We start from the raw sequence: 22,823 nt of genomic DNA, 5'->3' as shown, positions 1-22,823 counted from the left end.
GGCGTGGCAAGCGGAGATTTGCATTCCCTGTCACGGAGCCAGTGGCACCCGGATGATATTAGGGGCACGTCGGCGCACCCCGATGAAAACGGGAGAAAGCTGCTGCTCAAACCACCGGTACCGAAGCTTCAGAAGGGTGTTCAGCGCCGCGAAATGCCAAGGCCCGTCCTCCGTGCGAATGCTGTATTGCAGGGCCCGCCCGCCATCCAGCAGGGTAGCGTGCTGCACCTCCAGCTTGCGAGCGATCTCCGTCACCTCGGCCACATTCATCACCCCGCCATCGCCAGAAACGATGAAAATGACGGACCCGTCCTTCTTCATCCCCGCCAGTGAACGGTAGCTGATCTTTGAACCGTCAAAAAACTGGTCCGGCTTCATCGAAACATAGGAGAATGTGGTGTGGTTCTTCATCACCGAGGGATATCCCTGGGTCCCTTCTTCGATCGGCCCCGGCACATCATCCAGCAGGGATTTTGGGCCAAAGTAGGGCCGGCCCGCCTTCACAAAAAAGCAGCCGCTCCATTCAGGAAAGGCACCGTTCACCAGTACGCCTTCATGCCACACCCAGCCCAGGGGCTTGCCCTTGGGGTCACGGAAATTCGCCGTGATCGAAAACCACAGGTTGTCTGCCTCCATCCGGGCAGCCGCGGTCGTTCCCGCAAATTTCGGCTGCTTTTCAAAGCTCGTCATGAACTCAAAATGTTCTGGGGCAAATGTGATCACGTGTACTTCGGCCCCCAGGATCTGATGGGCCACCTTGGCCAGGGCACCGCCTTCGCGCCGCACTTTCAGGGTGGACCAGCGCATGCCTAGCTCCGAATGCCGTTCGATCAAACCTTGGCTGATCTCAGCCGCTGTGATCTGCGGGGCGGCCTTCCACACGCCACGCCCGCTTTGGATCAGCAAGGGCTGCTTGGAATCCCGCACCGTCAGCGCCACCACGTTGCTGTCCACATTAAAAAAGGCAACTCCGCCCAGCCACAGCAAGAGGAACGCAGCCAGCAGGAGCAGCAGCAGCGTCTTGAGGCAGCCTTTGGATTTTGCAGCCTTTTTCTTCACGGGGGAGGCGCGCATCATGCCCTTAAATTCCGCTGAGTCAAAGATTCCGGCACATCTGCAAAAATGCTGTCCTCACTACTGCGGCGATGTCATCTCCGCTGGAGCCTCTGCCCAGTCTGTACTGTCTGAAAAATCATTCAGAAACAGCTCATCAAAAGGTCTCCTGTAGGCCTTGCTGGCAGGCGGCCAAAACACCCCGTCACGCAGACGGCGGACAACCTCCGCCGCACAAGCAAGGGCATGCTCCACCCACTCATCGCAGAAACCCTCCCAAAGCGCCACCTTGGTATCCTGCACACTCTTGGGCAGTGCAAAGTAGCCCACACTGTCCGGCCGCAACCCCTGCTCACTCAAGGCGGCCGCATAAAGCGGCAGTTGCAGGTCCTTCCACTGATAACGGACGCCATCCTTCAGGACAAAGCACTTCCATTCGTCCTCCTCACGCACCTGGCTGCGCCCCGTGATCTTGCGCACATGTGCAGCCACCGGCTGAGTCAGCTTGTCAGCCGTTTTGAAATCCAGCACCCGCAGATGCCCGCTATGGGCATGACGGTCAATGCGGTCCACCTTGCATGTCAGGCGGGCACCTTCGATGAGCAGCGGCTTTTCCAGAGATGGCTGCCACTCTGCCGCATAGATCTCCCAGCCCGCAGCCCTTTCGGCCGCCTCCGTCTCAGCCGCATATCTCAGCCGCTGTTTCAGACTCTCCAATTGCAACTGGATCAAGGGGGCCGGACGTCGGCCATAAAGCAAACGAGCCCGTTCCATCGCCATTTCGATGAGGAAACCGGCGAGTGCATCCGCATCGGCGCTTCGTTTCATCTGCGGGTCACTGGCCAGCTTTTGCATGGCGTGGTGGGCCAGCGTTCCAAACTCATTGGCAGCCAGCTCACGTTTGCCCGCTTCCGTCGCCTCCATCCGCAGTTCATGGCTGAGGTAGTCGCGAAATGGACATTCCAAATAGGATCGGATGCGCGAGGGCGAAAGCGTCTCCACCTTGGGCTGCACCACCCTGGGAGTTAGCTTCCAGGCCAGTGTCCGGGCAGGCTCCTGCACCTCTGCACCACTGGACTCTTCTTTGGGAAAGAGATGCCCCACACGCAGCGGCAGGGTGGCGTCATCGCATAGAAAAAGCAGCCGGGAAGGCCGCAGCGCGTCCCCTCGCTCGCTCCACTGACCGCACATCACGTGCAGGTTTCCTTGCGACACTCTTTGTTCGGCAAGGGCGGCGAGTGTGTAGGCGTCACGGGCAAAACGCGTCGCCTGACTGGGCAGGCCCAACTGCTGCCGCACCCGGTCCGGCAGAAACGGATGGGCGATCAGGATGCCCGGCACATGCTCTTCATTCAGGCCAGCCACCACCAAATTCGGTGCCGGTTCCCAAAGCAGCTCCAGCCAGCCCTGGAGCACCAGATCAATCTCCCCACGCGGCTCCGAGAGAGGCGAGCGCGAAAGCACCTCCAAAGACAGAGCAAAGGCCTCCTCCGGTTTCGGTGTCAGACCAAAACGCGCCGACTCCTCCTGAATCTCACGGCAGCAGCCCAACCACGCATCGGCCAATGACGTCGTCAGTTGATCCTGAGGAGCATCGGGAGAGAATTCACGCTCCCCGTAAAGTTCCACCAGCAAAGATCTCGCCGCCACAGGCAGGGGAGAATTTTGCAACTCTCTCACCGTGCCTAGGGCGGATTCCAGCACCGGTCGCAGCAGTTCACATTCCGCCGGCCACACCACACAAAGCTCCAACGCGTGATCCAGAGTGACCGGCATGTGCAACGCCGCAAAATCATCGGCTTGCCGCAGCAGTTTCATCCCATCCTTCCGCCCGCCCATCCAGGCGGCCCGCACCTCTGGCACCCGCAGCAAAGTCGCAAAGGCTTTCCATGAGCATGAACTCATCAGCACGCGCATCTGCACCAGCACATGCCACAACCCCACTTCCGCGGGAGCTACACCTCCAGGTTCAAACACCCGCACTCCTTCCAGGCCCAGTTTTTCCTGCAACACCGCCCCCACTTCAGGATCGCCCACGCCCACCGCCACCCGTGCCTGCGGGGCCAGATCACCCAGCAGCCGGATCGTGCGCGCAGCCTGCGAGGCCGCATCATGATGCAAGTGCAGCCGCTCATGCGTGATCGGCACGACCACCTGGGCATCCTCTCCCCAGCAAGATGGCAATGGACGTCCGATGTCATCAAAGGTGGCGGCCATGCTCGCCGGGGCCTGCACGGCCACCGTCACATCACCCCCGCAGGAAAGCACCCAGCGATGGAAAAGCGGCAGCAAATCGGGCGCGGCCAGCACCAGGACACGGCTCACTCCTTCCGGCAGCATCGGCTGGGCCGCACCCTTCAGCTTCAGGGACTGGGCATCGAATAGGTCCAGTCTGCTAAGTTCCTCGCGGTAAAGAGCTTCGATCACCGCCAGATCCCGCCAGCGTCCCGCATCATGCGCCGCCTGCTCCGCCACAGAGGCGAAATCCAGCCCTCCCGCACCTAACAAGGAGTTTAGATCTGCCAGCAGGCGCGCCATCTCCGTCTGCCACGCCCACTCCATGTCATCCGGCATCAGCGGGAACAGTGCCTGGAGCTGGCTAACCTCCACCTTCTTCACCGCCTGCTGCCAGGCCATTTGCGACTGTAGTTGGCTGGCGGCATTCTTGCGGGCAGCCACCGGCAGCAGCGCCTGCTCAGCCGTCCATACCCACGGCACCAGCGCTCCGGCCGGATTGGCCCGCGCCAGCGCCTCTTTCAGTCGCCGCCCGGCTTCTGTGGTTGGCACGATCAGCAGCGTATCCGCCAGATCCAGAGCAACCGCTCCCTCATGTCCGCGCATGAGATGCGCCACGGCATTCTCCAGCACCGGGACATTCCATCCCCAAAAGTGACGTGTCAGTGTCGCCATGCGGCCAGGCTTAGCGAGGGTTGGCCACGTCCAAAAGTGTCGGCAGCCGCTGGAGAGGATCATCCCCCGCTGCACCAGTCGCAGCCCCTGCTGCCGGGGCAGCCGGCACCGGTTTTTCAGACGATTTCAGATAACGCAGGAAATCACTGTCCGTGCTCAGGACCAAGCTCGTGTCCGGTGTCAGCACTTTTTTATAGGCCTCCATCGTTTTGAGAAATTCAAACAGCTCCCGTGCCTGCGGCGTCGCGTCATAGGCCTTGGCATAAATCTCCGTGGCCTTGGCATCTGCGGCCCCTTCAATCTCCTGTACCTTGCGATAGGCTTCGGACTGGATCAGCTTTAGGTCACGCTCGCGCTGGCCCAGAATCTTGGCCGCCTCCCCTGCCCCTTCGGATTTGAATCGTTCCGCAATCTGGGTTCGTTCGCTCTTCATCCGTTGATAGATGGTTTGGCTGACGGATTCATTGTAATTGATGCGCTTGAAGCGGAGGTCCATCAGCTCAATGCCAAAATCCTGGATCTTGGTTTTGGCGTTCATGAAAATCTCCTTCTCCAGTTCCGATCTCCCCTTCGTGATAGGAGGCAGGTTGCCGATGCGTGCATCCGCGATAGAGGTTCCCACATTTGCATCACGGGCCACTTTACGGTCTTTTGTCGAACGCACCGCCTCGATGAAGTCGTGCTTGGCAATGACATTGCGGGTCTCGCTGCCCAGGATGTCCGTGAGGCGAGATTGGGCACCACGTTCGTCCCGCAGATTCTCATAAAACACACGAGGATCCGTGATGCGCCAGCGGGCAAAATTGTCCACCACGATGTAAACCTTGTCCCTCGTGGGCATGTTCGCAGGCGGGCCGTCCCATTCGACGATGCGTTTTTCAAAACGGTTCACCTTCTGGATGAAGGGAACCTTCACATGCAGCCCGGCTTCAGTCACCGCTTCGCCCACAGGCTTGCCAAACTGAGTGATGATGACCTGCTCCGTCTCGCTGACGGTATAGAGGCTGGCCGTCCCCAGCACATAAAGCGCAAAGAGGGCGATGAGAATGAGAAGTGAAAAGAAAGGTTTCATCGTTCAGGGCGGGCAGGGGTTGTGGCAGGCTGGTTCTGCTGCAGATGCATGAGAGGAAGAAACTGCGGCACACGGTCATCCACGATGATCTTGCCAGGGATGGTCGGCAGCACCTCGCCCAGTGTTTCCAGGTAAATGCGCTTCTTCGTCACCTCGGGGGCCTTTTGATATTCGGTCAGCAGCGCTGTGAATCTTGAGGCGTCCCCTTCAGCTTCATTCACCCTCTGGGCGGCATAACCTTCAGACTGGGTGATGCTCTGCTCCGCCAGACCTCGGGCCTCAGGGATCACGCGATTGTATTCACCATTCGCCTGGTTGATCGAAGATTCCTTCTGCTGCTGGGCCCGGTTCACCTCGTCAAAGCTGTCCTTCACTTCCGCAGGCGGATTCACATTGCCAAGCTGGATCTGGTCAATGCGGATGCCCATTTTCAGCGCATGTACAATGACTTGCAGACGCTCCAAAGCCTTCACTTCGATCTCCTGACGCCCAACAGTCAGCACCTCATCGATCGAACGGTCACCAATGACCTCCCGCATCACCGCCTCTGACATGTCACGCAGCGTCGCCTGCGGCTCCAGGAAATTGAAGACGTAATCCCGTGCTTCTTCGATGTGAAACTGCACCACCCACTCCACCACGGCCGCATTCAGATCCCCCGTGACCATGTTCTTTTCATTCTCACGCTCGTTATAGTCTGGATTGAACTGGTATTCGTTCGTGGCACCCGGTGTCTCATAGCCAAATTCCAGCTTCAACTGGCGGAGTGTCTCCACCTGCGTGACCCTGTCCACACCGAAGGGCAGCTTAAAATTCAATCCTGGCGGCGTCGTATCCAGATACTTGCCAAATCTCTGCACCACCCCCACCGAGTTGGCAGGCACTTGATAAAAGCTCGTCAGCGCCCCAATGGCGACTAGCAGGGCCAGCACGCCCAGCAAAATGCGGCCTGGATTGATCCTGAGATTCGAAGGATTCGGGAACGGGAGACTGGGAGGTCTGGAAGCAGCCATGCCTCAGGTTAAAGGGGACCGCGCCCCAGGGCAAGCCCCCATGCAAGTATCGCACCCGGCCTCGGCCTCACTTCAGGCTGAGCAAATAGGCCACCAGATCCAAAAGCTCCTGCTCGGGCAGGGTCGCATCCAGCCCCATCGGCATCAGGCTCGTCGTCAAAGTCGTGTCGGAAATGATGAGGTCATGCGCCACGGTCTTCTCCTGCCCAGCCACATCCATGAGCAGCAGACCTTCGGCAGTGTGACTGCGAATCACCCCCAGTGTACTCTGCCCATCGCGGGTCTCGATGATGTGTGCCTCATAGTCCCTGGCCAGGGTGTTGCTCGGGAAAAGAATGCTCTCCAGCAAATCCCGCTCTGTGCGGATGGCGCCGATCTTGGACAGGTCCGGCCCCAGCGCCCGCCCCACTGCCCCGATCTTGTGGCAGGCAATGCAGGTGCCCTTGCCTAACTCAAAGTGTTTCCGTCCCTCTGTCACCCGTCCCTTTTCAGCCACTCGCTCTGCCAGCGGTCCCAGTTGGCGTTTCTTGGCCTCCATCGCCACCGTAGCCTTCTCATATGCCGGATGCAAAATGGTCTCAAAGACCTCCGGTGAGTGATCACTGAAAGCTGTGCGATAAAGGCTTTCCTGCTGACTGCCGATGGAGGGGTTCTTGGCAATCTCTCCCGCCAGCACCCGCCCGGCGTCCGCATCCTTCGTCTTCCGCGCCAAAGGCAGCAGCGACTTGAGTTCCACCGGTCCCACCGATGCCAGCAGCGGAGCTACAGCGATCAGTTGCTCCTTCGTCAAAGGTGCAGCCGCCATCATTCCTGCCGCCTGAATCCGTGCTGCCGGAGAAGAGGCCGCATCCGCCAGCACCCCCTTCACCATTTCAAACACGTCTCCCGTGAGCTTCACATTCCGCGCTGCATCCACCGCCTTCAGCCGGATGGAGACGGGCAGTTTCTCATTCGCCGCCAAGGCCTGCAAAGAAGCATCAAAGTAAGGTGACTTCTGCTTCTTGATCGCATCCAGCAACAGTGGCGTCGGTGCCGTGGCTAAACGCTGGCTCAAAGGTTCCAGCCAGGCCTCATGGGTCACCCAGGAAGTCTGGCCCGCCAGAAGGCGCAAAGCGCACTGCCGCAAAAGATCCTCATAAGAAACCAGCATCTGTGTCAGCAGTTCCCGAGCCGCCGGTTCGCCCAGGGCACTAGGAATGAAAACCTCAATTTGAGAAACCAGAACCGAAAGCTTTTTCTCAGTGACTCCGGCATCCTTGGCAGGCAGTTGCCCGGCCAGCTTGCCGATCACCTGACGGGTCAGCTCAGAATCACGGGCGGCCATGCCCATGGCTGTTTTAAAAAGGGCCGCTTCAGGGTGAACCGCCCCCCGGATGACGAGTGTTTGGAACACCTCATCCTTCACCCCGCAAAGGTCGGCGACCTTCAGCACACGCGCCAAAAACTCAGGACTGGCAAAGCGTCCCTCCTTGGCTTCAAGGCCCGCCTTGGCCTCGGCACTCAGTTTGGCAGCACCGATCTTCCGTGCTGCCTCATGACGCAGAATGGCACTGCGGAGAAAGGTCTTCGCACCCGATTCCAGGTGCAGCACCCGAGAGCAAGCCAAGATGGCCGCATGTTCCAAAGCGGGATCTGGCAAATCTCCAAGCACGGCAATCAGCTCCTCCGCAGAGAGATCGTGCTTGTCAGATTGGGCCAGCCATTCCAGCGCCTGACGCCGCACCCGCAGATCCCGCGATTTCAGATCCGCCACCTGCAGTTTGGGCAGCACCGTTTCATTCGATGCCACGACGCCCTTCTTCGTCCCACGGATCCGATAAACGCTGCCTAGCATGTCCGGCTTTGCCATCAGCGACGATGGACAGCCGATGCGAAACCAGCCCCCTGTATTGAGGACCAGCAGCGATCCGTCGCGGTCTTCGATCACATCGGTGAGATGCACGTCCGGATGGCTGATCTTGAGAAATTCATTCTCCGTCGCCTTGAAAGTGGAGCCGCTGGGGGTCAGTTCCATACGGACAAGGCGCTGCGTGTTGAAATGCGTCACATACAGTTGCAGGGCCTCCTGGCCGGCTCGTTGCCCTTCGATAGAGGCAAAAGCGCAACCGCTCACCGCCACGTGGCCAAAGTTATGGACCACGGGCATGGTGTCCAGCGTGCGCGGCAGTCCGGCAATGGCCTGCATCTGGTCCGCCCGCTCATACACGCCGCCATAGAGCCAGTGCATCAGGGTGTCTCCGCGCGGATTGCTGTAGTAGAGATTGCAGGTGCCCAGGATGTCCCCCTTCGGGGTGAAGGCCAGCCCCGTCGGATTGTCAGCGCAGCCCAGCGAGTGCCATTGCACATCGCTGCCATCAGGCTTGCAGGACCAGATGCCGCTGGCCTTGCCCTCATGCACCACCTTGCCATCCTTGCCAGCAGCCGCATGTCCTTTGCGCCCGTGGCACCAGTAAAGGCGACCGTTGGGATGCACCTTCGGGCCATGCACATCGGCCGCATTTCCCGTGTAGTCAAAGCCGCTGACGATCATCTCCCGCTCTTCGGCCACCCCATCCTTATCTTTGTCCGTCAGCTTCCACAGGCCCGGAGGGCTGCACACATACAGGCTGCCATCCAGCCAGGCCGCGCCTTGGGGGAAAGTCATCTTGTCCGCAAAGACCGTGCTCCGGTCATACACACCGTCTCGGTCCTCATCCTCCAGCAGCAAAACCCGGTTGGGCGGATTCTTCTCCAGTTGCGCCTTGTTCCAGTTCACCCCCACGGCATCCCCGATGTAAAGGCGACCCTGGTCGTCCACACAGCCCATGATGGGATGCGTGACCAAAGGAGCCGCTGCGACCGTGCTGAGGACAAACCCATCCGGCAACGCATGGGCAGGCGCTTCGGGCAGATTGGCAGCCCGCTTCACCACCGTCTCACGCAGCCCCTCAGGCGGGATTTTCTCCCCCTTATCAGGCGGCAGGTCAGCCGACTGGACAGACAGACTGGCCGTCAAAAAAAACAGCAGGAGGGCGGGAGTGTCCTTGAGCAACATGCAGGACATCACGCTCCGAAAGGCGGATTCCTGTCAGTATGCCCTCCACCTGCTCACAAGCGCATCACTTTTGGCAACTTTAGCATCTTCCTGCCACCGCCCGGCTTATCGGGACCGCGTCATCGCGCCCCGCAGGGCGGTGCGGTAGTTCACCACCGCATCAGCGATGGCACTCGTGACGGACTGACGATAGGTGTCCGAGGCGATAAGGCGGCACTCATTGCCATTGGTCACAAAGCCGCCTTCAAAAAGAATCCCAGGGCGCTTGCAGCCCGTCAGCACACTCCATTGGGCACGCTTGATGCCGCGGTCAACGAACTTGAACTTGCTGATCACCATCGCATGCACCGCCGTCGCCAGAGCGATATTGGCAGAATCATGGGAATTCCCAGTCAGCCCGCCCGCATTGTAGCCGCCACCACGCTCCAGGCTGGCCGAGCTACCTTGAGGTGTGAGGGCAAAGGTCTCGATCCCGCTGGCCACACTGTTAGGCCCCGAGTTGAAATGCAGGCTCAGGAAAATGCTGTTGGGCGTCGCATTGGCCACCGCCACACGCCCGCTCAGAGAAATAAAAGTATCGGTGCTGCGAGTCATGATCACTTTAAATCCGCGCCGGGTCAGCTCCCGTTTCAGCACCTCGGCCATTTTCAGGGCAAAGTCCTTTTCATAACCATAAATGCCACGCGCACCGGCATCATGGCCGCCATGTCCGGCATCCACCACCACGGTGTCAAAGGGCTCTGCATCCGTGATGTAGGTAGGCCGTAGGACGGGATCAATCAGCTTGCACAGGTCAATCCGGGAAAACAGGGCACGACCTCCGGATTCCTGCACCGGATAGCTGAGGATGAATTTGATGTTGTTGATCAGCAGTTCCTGACTGCCGATGGTGCCCTTTAGAATGAGGTTGTTCGAGCGGAACCACACATGTTTGCCTTCAACCTTGTAGGAACTGAAACGGTAGAAAAGATGCATGCTCTCGCCCGTGATGTAGTCACGGCCATTGATCTTCACAATCTGCCAGCCCGAGTTGGAAGGCAGCTTGGTCGCCACCTCCGGGCGGGCCGGGGCTGTGGGGGCTGTCGGCTTGGTCTCTTCAGGCTTGTCGTCATCCTTGGCATGGCCGAATTCGCCATCGCTGTCGTTATCTTTGCCCGCCATCGCCTTTTCCTCAGTCGCTGGCTTGGCGGCTGGCGTCTCAGTCTTTTTGGCCACCGCAGGAGCTGGGGTGGATTTCTTTGCCGGGGTGGTCTTTTTGGCAGCCGTGCCGGATGACTTGGAACTGCTGCTGCCAGACTTTGGCTTGATGGTGGTCACCTTTGGCTTTGGGCCGGGGGTGGCAGGCTTCGGCTTCTCCACCACCACAGGTGCAGGGGGAGGCGGCGGCGGTGCTTCTTCCTTCTTTTTCCCAAAGTTCAGCACTCGTCCGATGAAGCCCGGCTTGCCTTCTTCAGGCGCATTCACATCAGCCTGGGCAGTGGCAAAGGCGAGGGTCGTCAGCGCCAGAGCCAGAGAGCGGACAGTTCGGAAAGGTGCAGGCATATCAAATCTCATGGAAAGCAAAACAGCGTGGAGATACGCGGCCGGGCCGCCAGACAAGTCATCTAGATTAGGCATTTTCAGGCATTTGGCAAACCAGATGTCACCAGGGTATGTGATCTTGGCGCATCCGCGTTGACAGAGACGGGGTTTTACATGTGTTCTTACACGATGCGTTTCACCCTCCTCGCGTGCTTTTTTGTCACCCTTGTCCCCGCCTTTGCTCAACAAAAGGCCAAAAAAGCTGCGTCTCCCCCCAAAGCTCCGGCCATTCCTGCGGACACGCCCTGGGGGGACTTCGTGGAAAAAGACTTTCCGTTTTTCAGCAGCGTCCTCGACTGCCGCGACCTCGAAGGCTTCCCGAAAGACAACCTCACCCCCCGTGGCCTGATTCTCAATCTTGGCCATAATCTCTGGGCTTGTTTCGATACCGACCTCCTCCGCATTTCCGCCGTCTGGGAAGGCGAAGCTGGAAAACCGCCCGTCACTCCCGAGGCCCTCGCCCCCGGCTCCTACCACATCGCCGGGCAAAAGACCAAAGACGGCCAGGAATACCTGCCGAAACCCGTGGGCAAAGTGTGGCTGACCAATGGCATCTATCCCGGCTGGCAGATCGGCAGCCGACCCAGTTTTACGGATCCCCGCGAGCCCGGGCCGAGCCCTGAAGAAGTAGGCCGCGGTGCCCTCCCCGCCACCGGGGCCCGGTTCAAGTCCCTCCGGATGCACAGCTACCAGCACCTGGAAATCCGCGCCGCTCTCGGTGACCTGGAACTCATCGGTCACATCATGTTGGATGTGGCTAAGAAAACCCTGGCCCAGAATTGGGAAATCCCACCCCACACCCAGCCGCTGACCTTCCAGATCGGCCAGCTTCCCGCCCTGAAAAACCTCAGCTTCAGCCCGGAAAAGGTGGAGGCCTTCACCCTGGGTGCTGACAACGCCAAAGACAGTTATTTCGGCATTCATTGTTATTCCAGCAGTCGCATCCAGCTTCAGCACGACGACTCCCATCGCGTCTGGGTCTCCCTGCTTCCGGCCACGGAAGCCAGCACTCTGGACACGCTCCTCACCGTCGCCCTTCCCACCAACACTTCGGAACCCACCACTCCCTCAGCCGACAAGGCGGACCAGGCTCACTGGCCCGAGACCGTCTCCACCCAGGCCGTCCTCTCGAAATCCCCAGACGCCTACGTCATTGACGACATTCCCCTGCCCGTCCCCAATCCCTGGAAGCGCAACGTCCGACTCGCCGACATCGCTTTCCTCAATGACAAGGGCGATGCAGCAGCCGTGACCTTCGATGGCGATGTGTGGCTCATCTCCGGACTCAAGGGTGACCTGGAAAAAGTCACCTGGAAGCGTTTTGCCTCCGGCCTCCATGAGCCCATGAGCATCGTCTTCCGCAACAAGGAACTCTTCGTTTTCGACCGCAACGGCATCTGGAAACTGGCCGATACCAACGGCGACCATGAAGCCGACAAGTATGAAATGTTATGCAATCTATTCTCCCAGACGGCTGAGACGCGCGAGTTCCCAAACTCGATGAAGCTCGGTCCTGACGGCTCCCTTTACATCTCCAAAGGCGGCCAGGAAGGCACCACCTTTGGCAAGCACAACGGCACCGTCATCAAGGTGGCCCCCGATGGCAAATCCTTCGAGGTCATCGGCCACGGCCTGCGCCAGCCCTTCATTGGCGTGAACCCTAAAACCGGCCTCGTCACCGCCAGCGATCAGCAGGGTAACTACGTCCCTTCCACGCCCATCCAGATCATTCGGGATAACCAATTTTATGGTCACCTGCCCACCATCGCTCCCAAGGAAGCTTATCCCGCCCCCATTGCTGAGCCTCTGGTCTGGCTGCCGCATCCGGTGAACCCCAGCGGTGCCACTCAGACCTGGCTCATCGGTGCCAAAATGGGTCCGCTGAATGACGAGCTGATCCACGTCGGCTACAACCGCCCGGAACTCTTCCGCGTGCTGATGAATGACCGCTTCAAGCGTCCCCAGGCCACCGTCATGAGCTTTGAGCGCGAGTTCGACTTCGGCCCCTTGAATGCCATCGTGAACCCAGCCGACGGCCAGCTTTACGTCGTCGGTTTCCAGGTATGGGGCACCACGGCTAAGAAACTCAGCGGCCTCGTGCGCCTTCGCTACACGGACAAACCTCGTGTGCTTCTCAAAGAAGTCACCCCCATGGACAAAGGGCTGCTCCTCCGTTTCAACGCCCGGATGAGCGAAAAGCTGGCCACCGATCCTGCCAGCTACAGTGCCGAACGCTGGAACTACAAGCGCACCTTCGACTACGGCTCCCCACACCTGAAAATGGATGGCAGCACCGGCCAGGAATGGGTCACCGCCAGCAGCGCCTACCTCAGCAAGGATGGCATGAGTGTCTTTGTCGGCATCCCCGACATGAAGGCTGGCGTGCATCAAATGCGCATCGGCTGGGGACTGGAAAGTGCCGATGGCCTCAAGGCCGCGAACACCGCCTATTTCAGCCCTTGGGAACTCGCCCCGTTTGACCCGGCCAAAGAAGGCTTCGGCGACATCACCGTGGACCTCACTCCCCGCAAAACCGAAACGGTGGCCCTCGCCAAACCGACCGTGGAAGAAGGGGCCAAGCTCTATCAGATGATCGGCTGCATGGCCTGCCACAGCATTGACGGCAGCACCGTCGGCAAAGTCGGGCCAAGCTGGAAAGGCATCTACGGCACGGAGCGCATCCTTGGCAAAGGCGGCAAAACCGCGCTGGCCGATGAAGCCTACCTCCGAGAATCCATCACCAACCCCAGCGCCAAAGTCGTCAAAGGTTTCGAAAAATTCGATACTGGCATGCCCATCTACGCCGGCATCCTGAATGAATCCCAGATCGAAAGCCTCGTGATGTATATCAAGACCCTGAAGTAAAGATTGATAAAAATCAAAACGGTTCCATTATGGAACCATGACCGCTTTAACGTTAAAATCCTTGCCCGAATCTCTCATTGAGAGACTTCGGACTTCGGCTGAGCTCACGCACCGCAGCCTCAATAAAGAGATCATCCACCGCCTCGAGCGCTCTTTTGACCAGCCTGCGCCAACCCTGAAAACCGAAAACTGGGATGAATCCCGCGTGAATGAACAAGCGGATGCCTGGGATAAAATCGCAGGCACCTGGAAGTCCGATGTCAGCTTGGAGGCTGAAATTGAAGCCCTCTACGCCGCACGCACCCCTGGCCGTGAGGTCACTCTATGAGGATTCTGGATACCGACCACTGCATAGATATCCTGCGCGGTCGTGAGGAGGTCATCCTCAAGCGCCGTGGCATCTATGATGAAGTGGCCACCACCATCATCACCGCCTGCGAGCTGTATTACGGGGCGGCGAAATCTACCAAACCGCTGGAAAACAAACGCGCCGTGGATGCCTTCTTGAAAACTCTCCGCGTGCTGGGCATGGACCAGCACGCAGCGCAGTTTTTCGGCCTCTTCAAAGCCGAGTTGGAAAAAATGGGGCGCTGTCTGGCCGATGCCGACATGATGATTGGCTCCATCGCCCGCGCTCACAATGCCATCGTCATCACGGGCAACACACGTCATTTTGAGCGCATACCAGGGCTGACCCTTGAGAACTGGCGATAACCCCGCTTCACAGTCTTTTCTCCATCCGGAAGTCATCCATGACGTAACCGCTGCCAATGTCGCTGCACACATCCTCCACAAACCGGAAGCCCGCCCGCTGATACGCCCGGATCGCCGGGGCATTGCGCTTGTTCACCCGCAGTTGCACAGAGTGGCAGCCCAGTTCACGGGCACGTGCCTCCGTCCAGGCCAGGGCCGCAGCCCCCACCCCCAGACCATGCACCTCCGGCTGCACGTACAGCTTGTTGATGAACAGGACATTTTCAGGATAGCGCTCAAACGATAAGTAGCCCACAGGCCCGCGCGCCTCCACCTCGATCAAGGCAAACCACGCCCCGCGCATCTGCATCTCACGCGCCATCGCATCCGGCTGATACCAGACCGTCAGCATGTAATCGATCTGCCCTTCACTTATGATGCCCGGGTAATACTTGCGCCAGATTTCATGCCCCAAGCGCTGCACCACCCGCAGCTCATCCTCGGCAATCCGCCGCACCCTCATGGCCAGTGATGGCTTCTCGGCCCGGCCTAACTGCTGATGCGACCAGGACAACGCCAGTTGCCACTGCCCCAGATCATCCGCCGGGGACAGGCGTGTCAGTTGCTGCACGATGTCAGCATAGGTCGGCTCCACCACGCCCTCTTCGCGGATCTGCTCCAGATCTCCCGGAAATTCCGCCTCGGGCAAAATCTCCTTGGCCAGATACCAGCAGGCCCAGGCCCGCCAGGCCCGCACTTCCTTGTTGGGCTCCACCATGCGTGTGGCCAGATGCTGCCAGTGACGGCGCGGATTGCCGATGAACTGCCCTTCAGGCCGGTGCAGCAGCAGCCAGGCCATGGCCTGGTAAGGGAGCGGCCACTTGGCCAGCACCGGCTCACTGCCGGGCATCGGTGAGGACAGTGCACGGTTCAGCAGCAGGATGCACTTCGCCGGAAAACCGATCTGCCACAGGCTCTGCGCATACAGGTGGCAGGTCTCATAAAAAGCCGGGCCACGGTCCTTGCCAAAGGCATTGATCTCCTCCGCCCGGTACACCCGATCAATCGGCGGCAGCAGCGGGTGGGGTTCGTTCACAAAAGGCATCGGCATGCCCACAGAAAGAGCAGCACCGCCCCCGTTGCGCAAGCGTCCCCTCAAAAGACACACCTTGCTAGCCTCCATTTTTTGCTCGTCATCCGGTCCTGCCCCATGCCAGAATCAGAGTCCGGTCCACGTATCAACGGTGGACACATCTTTTGTTCGGCCAACCACCCTTCACCATCATGGACGCATTGCCCTTCTCCAGACGCCGGATGTTGCAGACCACCTCTTCGGGGATTGGATGGCTAGCCTTTTCGGCACTGGCGCAACAGGCCGCCGCCAGCGAAGGCAGCCTCTTCACACGCCCTGCCCCGCATTTCCCCGCACGGGCCAAGCGGGTGATCTTCCTCACCATGCGGGGCGGCCCCTCCCATGTGGACCTCTTTGACCACAAGCCTGAGCTCCTGCGCCGCAGTGGACAGGCCGCCAGCCTGGGCCGTGACTCCACCGGGGCCAAGCTGCTGGGCCCCATCCACCCCTTCCTCCAGCATGGCCAATCCGGCCAGTGGATCTCCAGCCAGTATCCGCTGCTGGCCCGTCATGCCGATGATCTGTGCATCATCAACTCCATGCACACGGACCTGCCCAACCATGCGCAGGCCTTTGGCCAGATGCACACCGGCAGCTTTCAGTTTGTTCGCCCATCCCTCGGGGCCTGGACCCTCTATGGCCTGGGCAGTGAAAACGAGAACCTTCCCGGCTTCATCACGCTGAACCCGCCTGCCGACAATGGCGGCTCCCAAAACTACGGCAGCGCCTTTCTCCCGCCCGCCTGCCAGGGCACCAAAATCGGCGGCAGCCAGCTCCCCGAACTTTACGCCGCCCTTCTGAAAAAGGACGAGACACCGGGACCGCCGATGAAAAACATCGCCAACCCCCAGATCTCCCCCCAGCTTCAGCGCGCCCAGCTTGATCTCATCCGGGGCATGAACCAGCACAAGCTGCAGCGTGAGGTCCATCATCCTGAAATCGAAGGGGCCATCCAGTCCTTCGAACTCGCCTTCCGCATGCAAAGCCAGGTCCCCGAAGTGCTCGATTTGCGGGATGAGCCTGAGTCCGTGCGCAAACTCTACGGCATCGGCCAGGGCAAGGACCAGTTTGCCCGCCAGTGCCTCCTCGCCCGTCGCCTGGCTGAGGCTGGCGTGCGCTTCATCGAAATCGCCTCTCCCACCCACTGGGACCATCACAACCTGCTCAAGGACAGCCTGGCCAAGAGCTGCGCCGCCACCGACCGCCCCATCGCGGCCCTGCTGACGGACCTGAAGGCCCGCGGCATGCTAAAAGACACCCTGGTCGTCTGGGCGGGCGAATTTGGCCGCACCCCTTATGCCCAGGGCACCGATGGCCGTGACCACAATCACAAAGGCTACTCCATCTGGATGGCTGGCGGCGGGGTCAAAGGTGGACTCACTTACGGAGCCACGGATGAGATAGGCCACAAGGCTGTGCAGGACCCTATGCACATCCACGACTGGCACGCCACCATGCTTCATTTCCTGGGGCTGGATCACACCCAACTCACCTACCGATATGGTGGCCGCAGCTTTCGCCTAACCAACGTTTCAGGAAAAGTGGCCTCCGGCATCTTGGCCTGAGAGCAGTCCTCGCATCCGGCAGGTTGCTGCGGCCTCATTTCATTTGCAGCCACCCGCCACTCCGTGCTTGCCCTCGGCCCTCTCCGCGCCACCATGCCGCATGCCCCAGCGCATTGCCCTCTTTGGAGGCAGCTTCAATCCCCCTGGCCTGCATCACCGCGTCATCGCCCAACGACTTGCGCGGGAGTTCGATCAGGTGCGCATCATCCCCTGCGGCCCCCGCCCGGACAAACCGGTCACCGGCTCCATCCCCGCTGTCTATCGCGCAGCCCTCGCCGACCTCACCTTTGGGGATCTCCCTGGCGTCACTGTGGATCTTTTTGATCTTGAGCAGGCCACCTTCACCCGCAATCACGAGCTGCAGACCCGCTTTGAAAACGAGGGCGAACTCTGGCATGTCGTCGGTGGGGATCTCGTCGCGGGCGGGGCTTTGGGCAAATCCCTCATCCAGCGTACCTGGGCCCAGGGAGAGCACCTGTGGAATCACGCCCATTTTGCCGTCCTCACCCGCCCCGGTTTTAGCCTCAACAAAGCCGATCTTCCGCCCCACTCCCTCATCTTTGAGATCGAAGAGCACGGCTCCAGCACCCTCATCCGGGATCACCTCAGCCACGGCCAGTCCGTCGCTGGCCTGCTCACCGCACGCGCTCAGGCCTACACCGAACGTTACGGCCTCTACCGCGCCCCAAACCCCGGCACCTGGGCCCGCAAAAGCCTCAGCGACAAAAGCTACGCCATCGAGGCTGATCCGCAAAATCCCAAGGCCCAGCAATGGCTGGCCGAAATCGGCCCCGGCACGGAAGATAAACCTGACTTCATAACCGTCCTCGGTGGCGATGGGGCCATGCTCCGCTGTATTCGCGAACACTGGCGCGAGCGCCGCCCCTTCTTCGGTATCAATGCCGGCCACCTCGGCTTCCTGATGAATGCGCCGGAGCAGGTTTTCAGTTCCCCCTTTCCTCCTCCGGATGTCATCCTTCGCCAGATGCCCATGCTCTACATTGAGGTGGAGGACAAAGACGGCCACATCCACAAGTCCTACGGCTTCAATGATGCCTGGCTCGAGCGCGCCACCAGCCAGAGTTCCTGGCTGCAGATCATCGTCAATGGCGTCGAGCGCATCCCCAAGCTCGTCAGCGACGGCGCCCTCGTCGCCACCGCTGCCGGTTCCACCGCCTATGCCCGCAGCATGGGGGCCAGCCCCCTCCTGGCGGATACCCCCGCTTGGCTCCTCGTCGGCTCCAATGTCATGGAGCCCGCCCATTGGCGCAGCGCCCTGTTATCGGTGGATACCACCGTCGAGATCCGCAGCCTCAGCCCGGAGCACCGCCCCGTGGAAGCCTTCGTGGATGGCCTCAGCCTGGGCGAAGTCGTCACCTTCCGTGCCCGCCTCAGCCGTGCAGCCAGCGCCGAAATCGCCTTCTGCGCCAGCCATGACATGGCGGATAAAATCGCCGCCATCCAATTTCACAAAGACAGCCTTTTATAAAGAGGCCTAGCGCAAGTCCCCCTCCACACCTCGGATCAAAACAGGCTGTAGATGAACGGCGCAATCGCGCTGCCTTTGGCAAAGACCAGCACCGTCCCCAGCAGCAGCAGCATCAGCACTAGCGGCATCAGCCACCACTTGCCCGACTGGGCCAGGAAGGACAGGAATTGGCGGATGATTTGGGTGCGTTTCATGCAGACAGGCGGCCCCACTGTAGGCCGTCTTCGTCGGGTTAAAATAACTTTTCGTGGTGCCCGCGCTCACGGGGTTTCTTTTTCACCCACAGGCTCTCCTTCTCCGCACCGCGTCGCATCTCCATGAAGGACAGCCCGCACACCCGCCCGATGACATGCGTGGGGATCACCACCAGCACAAACAGCAGGATCAGCACCACCCGCGACATCACCCAGCCCAGGCACAGCGACAGAAACATCCACGCCAAGTGCAGCTCCTTCAGCATCCGTGGAAAAACCAGCCCCGTCACCGCAAACACAGCCGCTCCACCACCCAGCCCCGCCGTCCAGGCCGTGACTACCCCATGCTTCCAAAACGACACCCCCGCCAGCACTGCCAGGGCAGTCGCCATGACCAAACCAAAGCTGCGCCATGCACGCGGCGTACGCTCCACCTCGCGCAGTTCTTGAAGAATGATGTTTTCGCGGGCCATATCAGTCAGGCTGAAATTGCTCCCTCCAGTTTTCCTTTTCCACCCATGCCGGCTGATCCTCTTTCAGCAGCAGCCACGGGCCGATCGCCAGCACATCCATGTCCGTGCGCATGAAGCAGGTATAAGCCTGCGCCGGAGACTCCACCACCGGCTCACCGCGCAGGTTAAAAGACGTGTTCACCACCAGCGGACAACCCGTCAGTTTATCAAAGCAACGGATCAGCGCGTGAAAGGCCGGATGCGTCTCCTCATGCACGCTCTGGATCCGTGCAGACCCATCCACATGCGTCACCGCCGCGATGGTGGAGCGCGGGATTCGTAGCTTGTCCAGTCCGCTCAGTTCTCCCTCCTGTGCCTCCGTCACCGCCAGCCGATGCTTCGCCGCCACCGGGGCCACCAGCAGCATGTAGGGACTCGGGCGGTCCAGGTCAAACCACTCTGCCTCCCTCCCCGCCAGGATCGCCGGGGCAAAGGGGCGGAAGCCCTCGCGAAACTTGATCTTCACATTCAGCCTCCGCTGCATGTCTGCCACCCGTGGGTCGCCCAGAATGGACCGTGACCCCAGCGCGCGCGGGCCGAACTCCATGCGCCCCTGAAACCAGCCCACCACCTTTCCCTCCGCGATCAGTTTCGCCGTCCGCTCCGCCATCGCCTCTAGAGAATCATAGCGCATCATCTTCGCGCCCCTGGCGGCCAAATCCGCCTCCACCTCTTCAGCCGTGTACTCGCTGCCCAGGTAGCTGCCACGCTGCCAGTCCCCGCCCGGTTTGAAAACCCGTGGCTGGTCCAGGAAATGATGCTGCACCGCCAGCGCCGCACCCAGCGCCCCACCCGCATCGCCAGAGGCCGGCTGGATGTAAAGGTCATCAAAGATCCCCTCCCGCAGCAGCCTGCCATTGGCCACGCAGTTCAGCGCCACCCCGCCCGCCAGGCACAGGTACCGCTCGCCCGTCTCACGGCGCACATGCCGCGCCATCCGCAGCACGATCTCCTCCGTCACCACCTGGATGGACCGCGCAATGTCCATCTCCCGCTGGGTCAGGGCCGATTCCGGCTGCCGGGGCGGCCCGCCTAACAAAGAGTTCATCTTCGCACTCGTCATCTTCAGCCCCGACGCATAGTCGAAGTACTCCAGGTTCATGGCAAACGACCCGTCCTCCTTCAGCGAGATCACGTGGTCCAGGATCGCCTGCACATACTTCGGCTCCCCATAGGGTGCCAGCCCCATCAGCTTATACTCCCCCGAGTTCACTTTGAAGCCCGTGAAGTACGTGAAGGCCGAATACAGCAGCCCCAGCGAGTGCGGAAAGCGCATCTCATGCAGGATCTCCACCTGGTTCCCCCGCCCCACCCCATAGGAGGCCGTCGCCCACTCCCCCACCCCGTCCAGCGTAAGCACCGCCGCGCTTTCAAATGGCGAAGGGAAAAAGGCCGAGGCCGCATGCGACTCATGATGCTCCGCAAACAGGATGCGCCCCTCCCAGCCCAGCTCATCCCCGATCACCTGCGGTAGCCACAGCTTCTCCCCCAGCCACGCTGGCATCGCCATCATGAAGCTCCTCAGCCCCTTCGGCGCAAACGCCAGATGCGTCTCCAGCAGCCTTTCAAACTTCAAAAACGGCTTCTCATAGTAGGCCACATGGTCCACGTCCTGCATCGTGATGCCCGCCTTTTTCAGGCAAAACTTCACCGCCTCGCGCGGGAATCTCTCATCATGCTTCTTTCGGGTAAACCGCTCCTCCTGGGCCGCCGCCACCACCTCGCCATTTTCGATCAGGCAGGCGGCAGAATCATGAAAATAGGCGGACAGGCCAAGGATGCGCATGGAATGGCCTAGCTCTGGCTCAGCATCTCCCCCCCGGCAAGGAAGAAGAACTTCTCAGTACCTGCTTTAAAGAGCTGTTCACCGCCCCTGAAAAAACATAAAATAATGCAGCAGCTTCCTCCCCGGCTTGTCACAGAGCTTGGCCCACGTTTCCCCTCCCGTTAGCATCCCCCATGTCATCGGCCTCCGCCACGCTCCTGCTGGCCCGCATCCACGGGCAGATGCTTCGGCATCGGATCCGGCATGGGCTCATGGAAAACCGCCTCCTCGTGCTCACCATCGGCAGCTTTCTCGGCCTCTACTGCGTCGCCGCTTATGTCCTGGTCTCGCGCGGGTTGGAATTCATCAGCCGCATGCCGCTCTTCGGCCCCCTGCTGCTGGAGAGGCTCATCTACATCCTCTTCTTTTTCTTCTTCGTCATGCTGGTCATCTCGAATGCCACCATCACCGGCATGGGCATGTTTCGGCGAAAGGATATGGACTGGCAGGTCGCCCTGCCCCTCCCCTACCGCAGCCTCGTCCTTTGGAAGACTCTTGAAGGCATGGCCCTCGCCAGTTGGGGCCTCCTTGTCCTCAGCGCCCCCATCCTCGTCGCCCTCGGCCGTCTTTATGATGCCGGACCCGGCTTTTACCTCCTCGGCGCCCCCGCCCTCCTCTGCCTCGTCACCATCTCGGCCAATCTCTCCTCCTGGCTCCTTCTCATCCTCGTCCGCCATGCCCGCCCCTGGTGGTGGAAGCCCGTCGCCGCACTCGGCCTCTACATCGTCCTCACCACCCTCTACAGCTTCTTTGCCAAGGCAGATCTCCAGGCCATGGATGGCAAAGACATCGTCTCCAGCCTCCACGGCGTCCTCCAGCACACGGAGATCTGCATGCATCCCCTCCTGCCCAGTTCCTGGGTGGCCGAGGTCATCTTTGCCTCCGGTCGTGGGCTTTATGATCAGGCCACCTTCTTCAGCTTCGCCCTCCTGGCCAATGCCCTCTTTGCCCTCACCCTCACGGCAAAGCTCGGCAACCATCTCTTCTACCCCGCCTGGCATCGCGTCATGTCCGCCGTCCCCATGGCCCGGGCCCAGGCCGCCCAGGATGCCTGGTTCAGACACCCGGAAAAATACCTCCGTCGCAGCCTCGCCGCCCGCCTCTCGGGCATGAAACGGGCCGAACACGCCGCCATCATCAAAGACATCCGCACGTTCCTGCGCGAGCCCACCCAATGGGGCCAAAGCCTCCTCATCTTTGGCCTCTTGCTGATGTACACCTCCAATCTCCGCCGCCTCGGCTACGATCTCCAGAGCCCCTTCTGGATCATCGTCATCAGCCACCTCAATCTCCTCGTCTGCTGCCTCGCCCTCTCCACCCTCACCACCCGCTTCATCTTCCCCCAGTTCAGCATGGAAGGGCAGCGCCTCTGGATCCTCGGCCTCTCCCCCCTCTCCCTCGCGCGCGTCCTCAGCCTGAAGCTCCGCCTCAGCGGCGGCATCATGGGCCTCCTCACCACCCTGCTCGTCTTCACCTCCAGCCTCTCCCTTTCCCTCCCCTGGCAGCGCACCGTCTTCTTCTGCGCCGCCGTTCTCATGATGAGCTACGGCCTCAATGCCCTCGCCCTCTCCCTCGGTGCCCTCCTGCCCAATTTTCGCGAGCCCAACCCCGCCCGCATCATCTCCGGCTTCGGCGGCACCCTCTGCCTCATCAGCAGCTTCCTCTACATCCTCTTCAGCTCCACCGCCCTCGCCCTGCCCGAGGCCATCCGCTGGAAGGCCCAGGCCGCCGGCCTCCCCCTTTCACCCAGCCTCATCCTCATTCAGGACCTCTCCGGCCTCGGGGCCGTCCTCTTCCTCTCCCTCGTTTTTGGGGCCATTCCCTATTGGTTAGCGAAAAAGCGCACGAAAAGTCTAGATTATTTAAAAGAGCTGTAATATTACTG

At 60.4% G+C, this 22,823-nt stretch carries 16 protein-coding genes; 6 read left to right on the top strand and 10 right to left on the bottom strand.

What is annotated here, in order from left to right; all coding sequences use genetic code 11:
- Positions 1-30: 30 nt before the first annotated feature.
- The 6 genes from ABEB25_RS11510 to ABEB25_RS11485 form a co-directional block, all read right to left on the bottom strand.
- Positions 31-1,077: a phosphodiester glycosidase family protein gene (locus tag ABEB25_RS11510; RefSeq protein ID WP_345736555.1), complete on the bottom strand. Its 1,047-nt coding sequence runs from the start codon at positions 1,075-1,077 to the stop codon at positions 31-33.
- A 57-nt stretch (positions 1,078-1,134) separates the two neighbouring features.
- Positions 1,135-3,963, bottom strand: a complete 2,829-nt coding sequence (locus tag ABEB25_RS11505) for a PD-(D/E)XK nuclease family protein (protein WP_345736554.1) — start codon at positions 3,961-3,963, stop codon at positions 1,135-1,137.
- Positions 3,964-3,973: 10 nt separating this feature from the next.
- Positions 3,974-5,035, bottom strand: coding sequence for a protease modulator HflC (hflC, locus tag ABEB25_RS11500; RefSeq protein ID WP_345736553.1), 1,062 nt, complete (start codon positions 5,033-5,035; stop codon positions 3,974-3,976).
- Positions 5,032-6,048, bottom strand: coding sequence for an FtsH protease activity modulator HflK (gene hflK / locus ABEB25_RS11495; RefSeq protein WP_345736552.1), 1,017 nt, complete (start codon positions 6,046-6,048; stop codon positions 5,032-5,034). Before hflK ends, hflC begins: the two co-directional genes overlap by 4 nt.
- A gap of 67 nt (positions 6,049-6,115) precedes the next feature.
- Positions 6,116-9,082: a PVC-type heme-binding CxxCH protein gene (locus tag ABEB25_RS11490; RefSeq protein WP_345736551.1), complete on the bottom strand. Its 2,967-nt coding sequence runs from the start codon at positions 9,080-9,082 to the stop codon at positions 6,116-6,118.
- A gap of 105 nt (positions 9,083-9,187) precedes the next feature.
- A complete protein-coding gene (locus tag ABEB25_RS11485) occupies positions 9,188-10,624 on the bottom strand; it encodes an N-acetylmuramoyl-L-alanine amidase (protein WP_345736550.1) in 1,437 nt (478 codons plus the stop codon).
- Positions 10,625-10,792: 168 nt separating this feature from the next.
- Between ABEB25_RS11485 and ABEB25_RS11480 the strand changes: the two genes are divergently transcribed.
- The 3 genes from ABEB25_RS11480 (at position 10,793) to ABEB25_RS11470 (ending at position 14,242) form a co-directional block, all read left to right on the top strand.
- Positions 10,793-13,528: a DUF6797 domain-containing protein gene (locus ABEB25_RS11480; protein ID WP_345736549.1), complete on the top strand. Its 2,736-nt coding sequence runs from the start codon at positions 10,793-10,795 to the stop codon at positions 13,526-13,528.
- Between the two features lie 61 nt (positions 13,529-13,589).
- Positions 13,590-13,856 carry an Arc family DNA-binding protein gene (locus tag ABEB25_RS11475; RefSeq protein WP_345736548.1) on the top strand — a complete coding sequence of 89 codons (267 nt, stop codon included), beginning with the start codon at positions 13,590-13,592 and terminating at the stop codon, positions 13,854-13,856.
- Positions 13,853-14,242, top strand: a complete 390-nt coding sequence (locus ABEB25_RS11470; RefSeq protein ID WP_345736547.1) for a type II toxin-antitoxin system VapC family toxin — start codon at positions 13,853-13,855, stop codon at positions 14,240-14,242. The genes ABEB25_RS11475 and ABEB25_RS11470 overlap by 4 nt, the downstream gene beginning before the upstream one ends.
- Positions 14,243-14,249: 7 nt before the next feature.
- Here ABEB25_RS11470 and ABEB25_RS11465 read toward each other — a convergent pair whose 3' ends face one another.
- Positions 14,250-15,317 (bottom strand): GNAT family N-acetyltransferase, encoded by a 1,068-nt coding sequence (locus ABEB25_RS11465; protein WP_345736546.1) that lies wholly within the window; start codon positions 15,315-15,317, stop codon positions 14,250-14,252.
- A 188-nt stretch (positions 15,318-15,505) separates the two neighbouring features.
- Here ABEB25_RS11465 and ABEB25_RS11460 point away from each other — a divergent pair, with 188 nt between their 5' ends.
- Entirely contained in the window at positions 15,506-16,918 is a 1,413-nt protein-coding gene (locus tag ABEB25_RS11460) for a DUF1501 domain-containing protein (protein ID WP_345736545.1), read from the top strand.
- A 100-nt stretch (positions 16,919-17,018) separates the two neighbouring features.
- A complete protein-coding gene (locus tag ABEB25_RS11455) occupies positions 17,019-18,407 on the top strand; it encodes an NAD(+)/NADH kinase (RefSeq protein ID WP_345736544.1) in 1,389 nt (462 codons plus the stop codon).
- Positions 18,408-18,442: 35 nt separating this feature from the next.
- Here ABEB25_RS11455 and ABEB25_RS11450 read toward each other — a convergent pair whose 3' ends face one another.
- The 3 genes from ABEB25_RS11450 to ABEB25_RS11440 are packed head-to-tail and all read right to left on the bottom strand — an operon-like array spanning position 18,443 to position 20,899.
- Entirely contained in the window at positions 18,443-18,601 is a 159-nt protein-coding gene (locus tag ABEB25_RS11450) for a DUF5989 family protein (RefSeq protein WP_345736543.1), read from the bottom strand.
- Positions 18,602-18,639: 38 nt separating this feature from the next.
- Positions 18,640-19,074: an SxtJ family membrane protein gene (locus ABEB25_RS11445; protein ID WP_345736542.1), complete on the bottom strand. Its 435-nt coding sequence runs from the start codon at positions 19,072-19,074 to the stop codon at positions 18,640-18,642.
- 1 nt (position 19,075) lies between these two features.
- A complete protein-coding gene (locus ABEB25_RS11440) occupies positions 19,076-20,899 on the bottom strand; it encodes a carbamoyltransferase family protein (RefSeq protein ID WP_345736541.1) in 1,824 nt (607 codons plus the stop codon).
- A 173-nt stretch (positions 20,900-21,072) separates the two neighbouring features.
- Here ABEB25_RS11440 and ABEB25_RS11435 point away from each other — a divergent pair, with 173 nt between their 5' ends.
- Positions 21,073-22,815, top strand: a complete 1,743-nt coding sequence (locus ABEB25_RS11435) for a putative ABC transporter permease subunit (RefSeq protein ID WP_345736540.1) — start codon at positions 21,073-21,075, stop codon at positions 22,813-22,815.
- Positions 22,816-22,823: the final 8 nt, after the last annotated feature.

Source organism: Prosthecobacter algae (assembly GCF_039542385.1).
GTDB lineage: Bacteria > Verrucomicrobiota > Verrucomicrobiia > Verrucomicrobiales > Verrucomicrobiaceae > Prosthecobacter > Prosthecobacter algae.
This window is presented reverse-complemented; position numbering and strand designations above follow the sequence as displayed.